We start from the raw sequence: 12,030 nt of genomic DNA on the forward strand, positions 1-12,030 counted from the left end.
AACACGGTCAAACAGGCTTTCAGATGTCGAGTTCCGAGCCGTCGGCGAAAGCGGCGCGCTCGGTGATGAAGGCGAACCGGGCCTCCGGCTTGTTGCCCATCAGCCGCTCCACCGTGTCGCCGGTCGACTCCCGCGCCTCGTCGAGGACCGCGACGCGCAGCAGCGTGCGCTTCCTCGGGTCCATCGTCGTCTCCTTCAACTGCGCCGGCATCATCTCGCCCAGCCCCTTGAAGCGGCCGATCTCGACTTTTCCGTTCTTGAACAAGGTCTTGACGATCCGCTCCTTGTCCGCGTCGTCGCGGGCGTAAGCCGACTTCGCCCCCTGGCTGATCCGGTAGAGCGGCGGGATCGCCAGATACAGGTGCCCCTTGTCGATCAGCTTCGGCATCTGCCGGTAGAAGAAGGTGATCAGCAGCGAGGCGATGTGGGCGCCGTCCACGTCTGCGTCGGTCATGATGATGACCTTGTCGTAGCGAAGGTCGCCCTCGCGGAAATGGGCGCCGGTGCCGCAGCCGAGCGCCAGGGTCAGGTCCGAGATGAGCTGGTTGGCGCCGAGCTTGTCGCGGCTGGCGGACGCCACGTTGAGGATCTTTCCGCGCAAGGGGAGCACGGCTTGGGTGGCGCGATCCCGCGCCTGCTTGGCGGAGCCCCCGGCCGAGTCGCCCTCGACGATGAAGATCTCCGAGCCCGCGGTGCCGGCAGCCGAGCAATCGGCGAGCTTGCCGGGGAGCCGCAGCTTGCGCGTGGCGGACTTGCGGGCGACCTCCTTCTCCTGGCGGCGGCGCAGGCGCTCTTCCGCCCGGTCGATCACCCAGTCGAGCAGCTTGTTGGCTTGGGCGGGCGAGGCCGCGAGCCAGTGGTCGAACGCGTCGCGCACCGCCGTCTCGACGATGCGGGAAGCCTCGACCGTCGCGAGCTTGTCCTTGGTCTGGCCCTGGAACTCGGGCTCGCGGATGAACACCGAGAGCATCGAGGCGCAGGTCGCCATCACGTCGTCGGTGGTCACCGCCGTCATGCGCTTGGCCTGGTTCACGCGCTCGGCGTGCTCGCGCAGGGCCCGGAGCAGCGCGACGCGCAGGCCCGACTCGTGGGTACCGCCCTCCGGCGTCGGGATCGTGTTGCAGTAGGAATGCGAGACGCCGTCGTCGGCGACCGTCCACGCCACCGCCCATTCGAGCGAGCCGTGGCTCCCCGGCCTCGTCACCTTCCCCGAGAAGATCGCGTCGAGGACCAACTCCTTCCCCTCGATGTCGCGGGCGAGATAGTCGGACAGGCCGCCGGGGAAGCGGTGCACGGCCTCCGCCGGCACGTCCTCCAGGCCTTCGAGCAGGGCCGGCGCGCAGCGCCAGCGGATCTCGACGCCGCCGAACAGGTAGGCCTTGGAGCGGGCCATCTTGAACAGGCGGCGCGGATCGAACTTCAGCGAACCGAAGATCTGCGCGTCGGGATGGAAGCGCACGCGGGTGCCGCGCCGGTTCTGCACCCGGCCGACCGTCTCCAGGCCCCCCTGCGCGTGGCCGCGGGAAAACGTCTGGCGGTAGAGGGTCTGGTTGCGGGCGACCTCGACCTCGAGCACGTCGGACAGCGCGTTGACGACCGAGATGCCGACGCCGTGCAAGCCTCCGCTCGTCTCGTAGACCTTCGAGTCGAACTTGCCGCCCGCGTGCAGCGTGGTCATGATGACTTCGAGCGCCGACTTGCCCGGGAATTTCGGGTGCGGATCGACCGGGATGCCGCGACCGTTGTCGGTCACCACGAGGGCGCCCGATTCCTCCAGTTCCACCTCGATGAAGCTCGCATGGCCCGCGACCGCCTCGTCCATGGAGTTGTCGATCACCTCGGCGAAGAGGTGGTGCAGCGCCCGTTCGTCGGTGCCGCCGATATACATGCCCGGCCGGCGCCGCACCGGCTCCAGCCCCTCCAGCACCTCGATCGCCGACGCGTCGTAGCCGGCCTCCGCCGTCTCCGGCGTGGGCGCGGCGCTCGCCACCGGCGTGAGGCGGCGGCGCCGCTCGGCCTCCGGGGCGGCCGGCTTGGCGCTTGGTCCGAACAGGTCGCGTGCCGAATCGCTCACGCGACGGCTCCTCGAATCGGGCCGGAGACGGGCTGCATGGCTCTTCATACCCTCAATCTAATGGAACAAACAGGAAACAAAAAGCCTCCCATCCGCTTCCGCCGGTCGCAGCATCGCACGCGGCCGGCCGCCATCGTAACCCGGCCGCGCGCACGGACCCGGCGCGGCCCGCGCTCAGTGATGCGGCGGGATGGTTAAAGAGTGGCTTCGCGGGAACTGGGGATGCTCCGCGCACGTTGACTCGGCAAGGTCAGCTTGACCTTAAGGGAGCCATGCCGATGTCCCCCGCTGCCGCCCAAGCGCGTCACCTCTCCCTCATGCGCCTGGAGCAGGCTGCCGGACAGGCCTTCGGCTACGCGGAGGAGCAGGAGCCGACGGTGTCCCGCTCCGCGATGATTCTCTCCTCCTCGGGCTTTGCCATCGCCACCGTCGCGACGGCGCTCGCCGCCACCATCACCTATCTCGTCTGAGGCGCGTCCGGGCGTCGATCACGCCGCCGCCGGCAGGGCGCAGAGGCGGATGTCGCGCGCCAGGGCGTCGACGCGCGCGGGGTCCGAATCCCAGGCGAACATGAAGCGCGCGGCCCCGCCGATGAAGCCGTAGAACTGCCAGCCGCGGGCGCGCAGCCGCTCCTGCGCCGCGGGGGCGATGGTCAGGAACACGCCGTTCGCCTCCACGGGGGCCGCAAGCGAGACCTCCGGCACATCCGCAATGCCCCGGACCAAGCGGAGGGCGCAGTCGTTGGCGTGGCGGGCGTTGTCGAGCCACGCCCCGCTTTCCAGCATCCCGACCCAGGGGGCCGCGAGGAAGCGCATCTTCGAGGCGAGCTGGCCCGCCTGCTTGCAGCGATAGTCGAAATCCTCCGCGAGCCGGCGGTCGAAGAAGATCACCGCCTCGCCCACGGCCATACCGTTCTTGGTGCCGCCGAAACAGAGCACGTCGACGCCGGCCTTCCATGTCAGCGCGGCCGGCGAGGCTTCGAGCGAGGCGCAGGCATTGGCGAAGCGCGCGCCGTCCATGTGCAGGCGCAGGCCCGAAGCCCGGCAGACCTCCGACACGGCGGCGATCTCGTCGGGCGTGTAGACCCGTCCGGTCTCGGTCGATTGCGTCAGCGTCACCGCCCGCGGCTTGGGGAAGTGGATGTCGGCCCGCTTGCCCGCGATGTCGCGCACGAGTTCCGGGGTGAGCTTCCCGTCCGCGGTCGCGGCGGTGAGCAGCTTCGAGCCGTTGGAGAAGAATTCGGGCGCGCCGCACTCGTCGGTCTCGATATGCGCGGAATCGGCGCAGATCACGCTGTGGTAGGACTGGCAGAGCGAGGCCAGCGCCAGCGAGTTGGCGGCGGTGCCGTTGAAGACGAAGAACACCTCGCAATCGGTCTCGAACAGGCGCCGGAAGCCGTCCGCGGCGGCCTGGGTCCAGGAATCGGCGCCGTAGGCCGGCGCGTGGCCCGTATTGGCCGCCTGCATCGCGGCGAGGGCCTCCGGGCAGATCCCGGCATAGTTGTCGCTGGCGAATTGCTGTTCGGCCACGGCGCGCTCCCGTTTCCTGGTGGAAGAAGAAAGGCCGGGCGGTCAGGGATCCGCCCGGCCTCACGACAGGAATGTCGATCGGCAAATCGTTTTCGGCACCCCTGCCACCCGATGATCGGCGCACACGACGCCCCGGGCGATGTCAGGCCGCAGCCAGCGCCATCGACATCGATTCCTTCTTCATCAACTCGCGGTAGAAGCCGTCGAGGTGGGTCAGCTTCTCCGGCGAGCCGTCCTGCACGATGCGCCCGCCTTCCAGCACGACGATCCGGTCGAAGTCCTTCAGCGTCGAGAGCCGGTGGGCGATGGCGATCACCGTGCGGCCCTTCATCAGGTTGGCGAGCGCGGCGCGGATCGCCTCTTCCGATTCGGCGTCGAGGGCCGAGGTCGCCTCGTCGAGGAGCAGGATCGGCGAGTCCTTCAGGATCGCCCGCGCGATGGCGATGCGCTGGCGCTGGCCGCCCGAGAGCTTCACGCCGCGGTTGCCGACGATGGTGTCGAAGCCTTCCGGCAGGGCCTGGATGAAGTCGGTGCAGTGGGCGGCCTCGGCCGCCTTCCAGACCTCCTCGTCCGTCGCCTCGGGCCGACCGTAGCGGATGTTCTCCCGCAAGGAGCGATGGAACATCGACACGTCCTGCGGCACCACCGTGATCGCCTCGCGGAGAGATTCCTGCGTGACCCTGTTGATGTCCTGGCCGTTGATCAGGATGCGCCCGCCCTGCACCTCGTAGAAGCGCTGGATCAGCGAGAACAGGGTCGACTTGCCGCCGCCCGACTTGCCCACCAGCCCCACCGTCTGGCCGGCGGGGATCAGCAGGTCGAAGTCGGAGAACACCGTGCGCCCGTCGGGATAGCCGAAGGCGACGTGATCGAAGTGCATCTCCGCGCCGGTCTGGCCGACGAGCGTTTCCGCCTCCGGATGATCGACGAGTTCGTGCGGCTGGAGCAGGGTGTGCAGCGCCTCGGAGAGGCGGGCGGTGTGCTGGGTCGCGTCCACCAGCGCCACGGCGAGGTCGCGGGTCGCGGCCAGGATGCGGATGCCGAGGGTGCAGACCAGCACGACCTGGCCGGTGGTGGCCTGACCCGCCTCCCACATCCTGATCGACCAGTAGAGCAGGCCGAGGATCGAGACGACGGTGAGGATGGCGTGGGTGATGCGCAGCTTCTCAAGATAGAGGAGCGAGGAGCGGCGCGCCCGCATCTCGGTGCCGATGGTGCCGTCGAAGCGCACGAACTCGCGGTTGAAGGCGGAGAAGGCGCGCACCAGCGGCATGTTGCCGACGAGGTCGACCATCTCGCCGTCGACGCTCGCGGCCTTGGCGGCGAAGTCGTGGTGCAGCGGCTTGCCGGCGGACGCCATCTTGAACATCAGCAGCACGACCGCGGCGAAGATGCCGGCGAGCACGAGCGCCATCGTGATGTTCACGGTGCCGATGTAGACGATCGACAGCGTGGCCGCCACGCAGGGCGGCATCACGTTGAACGTGAACATGTTCTCGACGGTGAAGATCGCGTTCGAGGTCGCCGTGATGCGCGAGGCGAGCGTGCCGGGCTGCCGGTCGGCGAAGAACGAGGGTGCGTGCCCCGTCATGTGGCGGAACAGGTCGCGGCGGATGTCGCCGGTCACGCCGACGAAGGTGAAGGCACCCACCAGCGCGGCGACGCGCCAGAGCATGTTGTCGGCGGCGATGAAGGCGATCAGCACCGCCAGCGCCGACCAGACCTGCCCCGCGCTCGGCCCCTTGCCGAGGGCGTCGACCACGCCCTTCAGCGCGTAGTCGGTCGAGACCGAGAAGGTCACGGCGCCAAGCACGGAGAACAGGATCACGAGATGGGGGATGCTCCGGCGCTTGAGATAGCGCCCGACGAAGGCCCCCGGTCTGTTGGCGTATTGGCAGAGATCTTCCATCGCGATCGTCAGTCCCGATTCGATCAGACCCGCTGGGCGCCGATTGCGGCTGGAGGGCGCACGAGACGCTCGTTAACCGCAACGCGAAGCGTCGCCTTATGTTTCAAAGCGCGCTCAGCTTTCCGCCCCGTAGCGCGGCGAAGATGAACCCTGCTTGAGCGGGTGTGCGGCGCAAACCGACTCCAACCGCGTCGCACGACGCAGGTCAAGCCGGCTCCCGTGCCGCGTCCCCGTCCGCGCGCCGCGTCTCGGGCATGATCAGCAGGACGAGAACGAGGCCGGCGGCGCCGACGACGGCGAGCCCGAGGAACGCCGTCTGGCTGCCGAGCTCGTCCGCCATGAAGCCGGCGAGCGCCGTCGAGAGCGCCGCGCCGATGCCCATGCCGGTCCCGACCGCTCCGAGCGCGGTGTTGAACCGGCCGCTGCCGTGGGTCACGTCGGAGACGATCAGGGGGACCATCACGCCGAGGACGGAGGCCGAGATGCCGTCGAAGACCTGGATCGCCACCATCCAGTAGGGATCGTGCACGAAGGCGAAGAGCAGGCCGCGGATCGGCAGCGCCGCGAAGCCGATCACCAGGAGCGGCTTGCGCCCCCAGCTCTGGGCGAGGCGCCCGACGAAGGGAGCGGTCACCGCCAGCACCGCCTGCGGGACCATGATGCAGGCGGCCACCAGCGCGGTGGCGGTCTCGCTGGCGCGCAGGGTCATGACGCTGCCGACCAGGGGCAGCATCGCGGCGTTGGCGAGGAAGAACAGCACCATGCAGGCGGCGAAGCACAGCAGTGTCCGGTTCCGGACGAGCGCCAGCATGCCGCCGGTCTCGCCCGATCGCGCCTCCCTCGGTCCCGCCTCGCGGGCGAGCGTCCCCCGAGGCTTGCCGGCTTCCGCGTGGCGGCCGGACGGGATGAAGGAGAGCGCGACCAGGGCCGGGATCACCAGAAGGCCGGCGAGGTAGAACACCGCGTCGTTCGAAAGGTAGTAGCCGATCGCGCCCATGCCGGCGGCGCCGAGCGCGTTGCCGATCGCCGAGAAGCTGGCGTTGCGTCCCAGCCGCTCGCCGGCCCGGGCGTGGCCGACGAGGCCGATGGAGATCGCGGCGATGGCCGGGGTCAGCACGCAGCTCGCCGCCGAGTGAATCGCCATGGCGAGCATCACGACGAGGTAGGTCGGCAGCGCGGCCAGCATCACCGCGCTCGCCCCGACCCAGAAGGCCGAGAAGCCGGCGGCGAAGCGCTTCGAGCGCGAGGCGTCGACGAAGGCGCCCCCGGGCATCTGCCCGAGCAGGCTGACGAGGCTGCCGACGGTGAGCGCCAAGCCGATATCCGCCTGCGTCCACTTCTGCTGGGTGAAGTAGACGGCGACGAAGGGCCCGAAGCTTGTCTGCAGGTTGGCGATGAAGAAGGTGAAGGCGTCGAGCCCGTGCGTCGCCCGGCGCGACGGCGGCACTGGCGCGGGTTCGCTCGGGCGGCCGGGCCGGCGACCGGGCCGAGGACCGGCGCGTTCGCGCGGATCGCCCCGCGGGATGTCGCGTTCGCGCGGCAGGATCGCCCGCCTTTCCGTCACCGGGATTGCCGTCATTTGTCCGGCGTCTTCTCCTGCGGCCGGTCGGGGGCCTTGTCAGCGGGGGGCTTGTCGGCATCGGGTTTGTCCGATGGGGCGGCGGTCTTCTCGGCTGCGCCGGCGGACGCCTCTCCTTCCGCCGGCTGGGCGGAGCCGGGGCTGGTGGCGCCGAGCACGACGATGGGCTCGCCGGACTTGTACTCGGGCGAGACGCGGACCTGATTGCGATTGAGCTGGAGCGTGAGGCGCCCGACCTTGCCCTCGGTGGTGAACTTCAGCACGCGCCAATCCACGGCGATCTTGCGGGAGCCGACGCCGAGGAACCCGCCGAAATCGATCACGGCGGCACGGGGGCGCCCCTCGCGATCGATGATCACGTCGATGATCCGGCCGAGGTCGTCGCCGTTCATGGCGCGCACGCTCTTGCCGAGCAGGCTCTCGTAATCCTGCGTGTCGAGCACCACCGCCGGGGTGCCGCCGCCCTGGGACGATTGGACAGGGGGCGCAGGCGGCGGCGCCGGAGCCGGCACCGCGGCCGGAGGCGCGGTCGCCGCGGGCGGGGACGCGGCGTCGCTGCCGGGTGTTCCGTCTGCGGCCATGGCCGCCGTTGCGAGGAGGACGATCGCCGATGTCGCGAGCGGCCGGATCAGTCTGAGCACCCCTATACCTCTCGACAGTCTGGAAGATCCGCGCGCCGGCCCGATGAGCCGGGTGCACCTGGACGGTATGGGGCGGGCGGACGCATCGTCCATGCCCGGCATCCATGCCCGCCAACCGCGGCGAAGTTGTGGATGAAGCCGGCAAGGCCGTTCCGGCCTCGTTCGAACGCATCCGGAGGGCTTGCTTCCGGGCCGCGACATCCCTCGATCGGCACCGGCCCTCGCCCTTGGAACGGGCGGGGTGAACACGGGCAGCCACCGTCTGGTTTTCGCCAAAACCCTGCCTTAGACGGGTGCGGGAAATCTTGAGGTGACCGCTCCCGACAGGGCGGCCGGCACGAGGACGAGACAACCATGCCCCACCCGTCGAGACTGTGCGCCGCGGCGCTCCTTGCGGCGAGCCTCGGCGGCTGCCAGGCGCTGGGCGGCGGGGGCGGCGTGATGCCGGAGACCGATCTCGGCCCTCCGCCCTCCGCTCGCGGCACGCTGCCGGGCCGCCCCCTGCGCAGCGCCGAGACCGACGAGGACGGCGTCGCCCTCGCGACCCGGCCGACGCGCACTCTCGAACTGCCGAAGACCATCCGCGGCGAGACCCACACCGCCGATACCGGCACCCGCCGCATCCGCCGCGAGGAGATCGACGGCGAAACGACGTCCCAGGCCAGCTCCGGCGGCCTCTCGCCCCAGATGTCGTCGGGCGGCAGCGTCGGCCTCGGCGGCAAATTCTAAGAGTGCCTCACAAAACTTCCGGTCACCGGTCGTTTCCCCTTCGGGCGCGTCGGCATAGCGGGCGTTTTGTGAGAGAGCACGAACATCGTCCGGCCGCCACCTCAGGCGGTCGGCGCCTTGCGGCCTCCGTAGTGGTCGTCGAGGCGCCCGCCGAAGCCGGGATCGGCGAAGGGGTCCTCGCCCGGTCCCTGCGTCGGGGCGCCTTCGAGGTCGGCCGGGTCGATATCGACGACGTAGCCGCCGAGTTCGACCGAGTAGGTCAGCGCCTTCCAGGGGAGCGGGTGATAGGCCTCGCCGAAGCCGAGGAACCCGCCGAAGGACAGCACCGCGTAGGCGACCTGCCCCGAGACCTTGTCCACCATGAAGTTGTGGACGCTGCCGAGGTGGCGTCCGGTGCCGTCGTAGACCGGCGTGCCCTCGACCTTGTCCGAGGCGATCAGCCGGGGCGTCTCGCCGGTCGCCACGCCCTCGCCGGAAGTGGGGTCGAGCTCGAGGCTCCCGGGTTTCCGATAGGCCCGTTCCTCGGGCAGATCCGTCGGCATTCACGTCTCCCGCATGTCCCATGCTTGAATGCCCCGAGCCGGAGACGGTTCCCGCGCCGACGCGTCGTCTCCGGGGGGCACGCCTCGCCCCTGCGCGCGGGGCTCCGCTTGCCCTCAGGTGGCGTCTTTCGGTGGATCGGACTGCGGAAAGGTCCGCTGATCTGTGGATGGCGCCGTGCGTGAGGGGGTTCTCCACTTGGAACGGCCGCGGCACCGCTTAGTTGTTGCACTTCAGTGCCCCGAAGCCCCCGGGCTCGTGTCACATGTCTGCCGGACCGCAGGACGGAGGGAATCCATGGCTACCAAGACGACGGAGAAGAAGGCGGCTGCGCCCAAGAGCGCTCCGAAGAAGGAGACCGCCACGAAGGCGGCCTCCGGCACCAAGCCCAATGCCCTTCAGCAGCCCCTGAAGCCGTCTCCCGAACTCGCCGCCATCGTCGGCGACAAGCCCTTGCCGCGCGGCGAGGTCGTCAGCAAGGTGTGGGAGCACATCAAGAAGCACAATCTCCAGAACCCGGAGAACAAGCGCGAGATCGTCGCCGACGACAAGCTCAAGAAGATCTTCGGCAAGGACAAGTGCTCGATGTTCGAGATGAACAAGCACCTCGCCGCGCACCTGAAGTCCTGATCCAGGCCTGAGCCGTTCGCGGACCGGGTTCCGAGGTGTGGCGCCGGTGAGACCGGTCTGCGCCTCGGATGGTCTTGCGCCTGTGCCGATCAGGCGATGTTGCGCAGCACGCCGCCATCGACCCGCAGGGCCGCCCCCGTGGTTGCGCTCGCGGCCGGCGTGCACAGATAGGCCACCATGTTGGCGACTTCCTCCGGCTGCGCCAGACGCCGCAGGAGCGAGGTCGGCCTGTTCTCGGCAATGAAGGCGCGGCCCTTGGCCTCCAAGTCGCCTCCGCTCCCGCCCATCGACTCCAGAAAGTCGGCCACGCCCTCGGTCAGGGTCGGGCCGGGCAGGACGCTGTTGACGGTGACGCCGCTGCCGCCGACCGTCTCGGCGAGGCCGCGGGCCACGGCGAGCTGCGCCGTCTTCGTCATGCCGTAATGGACCATCTCCGGCGGGATGTTGATCGCCGACTCGCTGGCGATGAAGACGACCCGCCCCCAGCCGCGCTGGACCATGCCGGGTCCGTAGGCCCGCGCGAGGCGGATGCCGCTCATCACGTTCATCTCGAAGAAGCGCCGCCACTCGGCATCCGCGATCTCGAAGAACGGTTCGGGCTCGAAGATTCCGGCATTGTTGATCAGGATGTCGACCCGCGGCAGGGCGGCCACGAGGTCGGCTGCGCCCTCCTCCGTGCCGACATCGCCGATGCCGGCGATGAACTCACCCTCCGGCACCTCGCCGCGCAGGCGCGCGATCGCCGCATCGACCCGCTCGGCGGTGCGGCCGTTGACGGCGACGTAGGCGCCGAGCCGGCCGAGTTCCCGGGCGACGGCGTAGCCGATCCCGCCGGTCGCGCCGGTGACGAGGGCGCTGCGCCCCTTCAGATCGATGTCCATCATCCACCCCGTTCGCGCACGGTCACCCCTCGCCGTGACAACGCGCGAGCCGGAATTTGGTGCTCGCTGGGGCGAGCGCTTACGGATCGGTCCGGCGCAGGCCGCTCGCCACGGCTCCGGTGAGCGCCAGGGCGACGGCGCACCACAGCGTCGGGGCGACGGCGCCCGCCGGGCCGCCGGGCACGAGCCCGAACAGGACGGCGACGAGGGCCGCGCCGAGCGACTGGCCGACCAGCCGGGCGCTCGACTGCATGCCGCTGGCGCCGCCGCTGCGCTCGCGCGGGGCGCTGGTGATGATGACCTTGTTGTTGGGCGACTGGAACAGGCCGAAGCCGAGGCCGGAGAGCGTCAGCCGCCAGACCACGTCGAGGGTGGAGGGGGCGTCCGGCAGCAGGGCGAGCGCGCTCAGGCCCGATGCGAGCAAAACGAGACCGAGACTGCCGAGCAGGCCCGGCGGGTAGCGGTCGGCGAGCCGGCCCGAGAGCGGCGCCACGGCGGCGATGGCGAGCGGCCACGGCGTCATCAGGAAGCCGGTGCGCGTCTCCGAAAGCCCGAGCCCGAGCTGGAAATAGAACGGCAGGGCGACGTAGGCGGTCATCTGCGCCGCGAACGAGCAGACCGAGGCCGCCATCGACAGGGCGAAGGCGGGAATCCGCAGGAGGTCGAGCGGCAGCAGGGGCACCGCCAGCCGGACCTGCGAGCGCACGAACGCGAACCCCACCGCGAAGGCGGCGGCGATCTCCGCGAGCGCCAGGGCACGATTGTCCGGATCGGCGAGGCCGTCGACGCCGACGATCAGGAGGCCGATGGTGAGCGCGTTCAGGGCCGCGCTCCCGAGGTCGAAGCGGCGGGCCGAGCGCGGCGTGTGGGGCAAGGTGCGGGCCCCGACCGCCAGCGCCACCAGCCCGACCGGCAGATTGACGAGGAACAGCCAGGGCCAGGTCGCGACCGAGAGGATGGCGGCGGCGAGCGTCGGCCCGGCGGCGGAGGCCACCGCCACGATCAGCGCGACGTTGCCGACCCCGCGCCCGATCAGCCGGTGCGGATAGATGAAGCGCACGAGCGCGATGTTGACGCTCATGATCCCGGCCGCGCCGAGCCCCTGGGCGACCCGTGCGGCCGTGAGACTCGGGAGGTTCGGCGCGACCGCGCAGGCGAACGAGGCCGCGGTGAACACGGCGAGCCCGCCGAGATAGACCCTGCGATAGCCGAGGATCTCGCCCAGCGTGGCGAGCGGCAGCAGGGCGGCCGTGACCGCGATCTGATAGGCGCTGACGACGAAGATCGCCTCCGAGGCCGGCACCGCGAGGTCGCGGGCGATCACCGGCAGCGCGACGTTGACGATCGCCCCGTCGAGCACCGCCATGGTCATCGCGAGCGCGATCGCGGTGAGCGCCAGGAGCCGCTCCCGCGGCGGCAACCCGTCGGCCCCCGCTCCCCCCGTCGTCGCCTGCGCCGTCACACCGTCTTCCTTCCAGAGCTTGCAGGCGGCCCATCCGCCCTATCTGTCGGTCACCG

At 70.2% G+C, this 12,030-nt stretch carries 11 protein-coding genes; 3 read left to right on the plus strand and 8 right to left on the minus strand.

Going from position 1 to position 12,030, the window contains the following annotated elements; translation table 11 throughout:
- Positions 1-19 precede the first annotated feature (19 nt).
- Positions 20-2,074 (minus strand): DNA topoisomerase IV subunit B, encoded by a 2,055-nt coding sequence (parE, locus tag PGN25_03605; GenBank protein MEH3116700.1) that lies wholly within the window; start codon positions 2,072-2,074, stop codon positions 20-22.
- A 278-nt stretch (positions 2,075-2,352) separates the two neighbouring features.
- Here parE and PGN25_03610 point away from each other — a divergent pair, with 278 nt between their 5' ends.
- Complete coding sequence (locus PGN25_03610; protein MEH3116701.1) at positions 2,353-2,544, plus strand: hypothetical protein; 192 nt, start codon at positions 2,353-2,355, stop codon at positions 2,542-2,544.
- An 18-nt stretch (positions 2,545-2,562) separates the two neighbouring features.
- Here the strand turns inward: PGN25_03610 and PGN25_03615 are convergent, their stop codons facing one another.
- From PGN25_03615 to PGN25_03630, 4 genes are all read right to left on the minus strand, one after another.
- On the minus strand, positions 2,563-3,603 hold the full coding sequence (locus tag PGN25_03615; protein MEH3116702.1) for a low specificity L-threonine aldolase: 1,041 nt from the start codon (positions 3,601-3,603) through the stop codon (positions 2,563-2,565).
- Between the two features lie 142 nt (positions 3,604-3,745).
- On the minus strand, positions 3,746-5,512 hold the full coding sequence (locus PGN25_03620) for an ABC transporter ATP-binding protein (protein MEH3116703.1): 1,767 nt from the start codon (positions 5,510-5,512) through the stop codon (positions 3,746-3,748).
- A gap of 205 nt (positions 5,513-5,717) precedes the next feature.
- On the minus strand, positions 5,718-7,091 hold the full coding sequence (locus PGN25_03625) for an MFS transporter (GenBank protein MEH3116704.1): 1,374 nt from the start codon (positions 7,089-7,091) through the stop codon (positions 5,718-5,720).
- On the minus strand, positions 7,088-7,732 hold the full coding sequence (locus tag PGN25_03630) for a PRC-barrel domain-containing protein (protein MEH3116705.1): 645 nt from the start codon (positions 7,730-7,732) through the stop codon (positions 7,088-7,090). Before PGN25_03630 ends, PGN25_03625 begins: the two co-directional genes overlap by 4 nt.
- Before the next feature lie 354 nt (positions 7,733-8,086).
- Between PGN25_03630 and PGN25_03635 the strand changes: the two genes are divergently transcribed.
- Complete coding sequence (locus tag PGN25_03635; protein ID MEH3116706.1) at positions 8,087-8,461, plus strand: hypothetical protein; 375 nt, start codon at positions 8,087-8,089, stop codon at positions 8,459-8,461.
- Positions 8,462-8,562: 101 nt separating this feature from the next.
- Here PGN25_03635 and PGN25_03640 read toward each other — a convergent pair whose 3' ends face one another.
- Positions 8,563-9,003, minus strand: a complete 441-nt coding sequence (locus tag PGN25_03640; GenBank protein MEH3116707.1) for a PRC-barrel domain-containing protein — start codon at positions 9,001-9,003, stop codon at positions 8,563-8,565.
- A gap of 295 nt (positions 9,004-9,298) precedes the next feature.
- Between PGN25_03640 and PGN25_03645 the strand changes: the two genes are divergently transcribed.
- Positions 9,299-9,631: an SWIB/MDM2 domain-containing protein gene (locus PGN25_03645; protein MEH3116708.1), complete on the plus strand. Its 333-nt coding sequence runs from the start codon at positions 9,299-9,301 to the stop codon at positions 9,629-9,631.
- 89 nt (positions 9,632-9,720) lie between these two features.
- Here the strand turns inward: PGN25_03645 and PGN25_03650 are convergent, their stop codons facing one another.
- Both PGN25_03650 and PGN25_03655 read right to left on the minus strand, forming a co-directional pair.
- The gene (locus tag PGN25_03650) at positions 9,721-10,512 is read right to left on the minus strand and encodes an SDR family oxidoreductase (GenBank protein MEH3116709.1); all 792 of its coding nucleotides are present in this window, start codon (positions 10,510-10,512) and stop codon (positions 9,721-9,723) included.
- A 79-nt stretch (positions 10,513-10,591) separates the two neighbouring features.
- Positions 10,592-11,974 (minus strand): MFS transporter, encoded by a 1,383-nt coding sequence (locus PGN25_03655; GenBank protein ID MEH3116710.1) that lies wholly within the window; start codon positions 11,972-11,974, stop codon positions 10,592-10,594.
- Positions 11,975-12,030 lie beyond the last annotated feature (56 nt).

It is taken from the genome of Methylorubrum populi, assembly GCA_036946625.1.
Taxonomy (GTDB): domain Bacteria; phylum Pseudomonadota; class Alphaproteobacteria; order Rhizobiales; family Beijerinckiaceae; genus Methylobacterium; species Methylobacterium populi_C.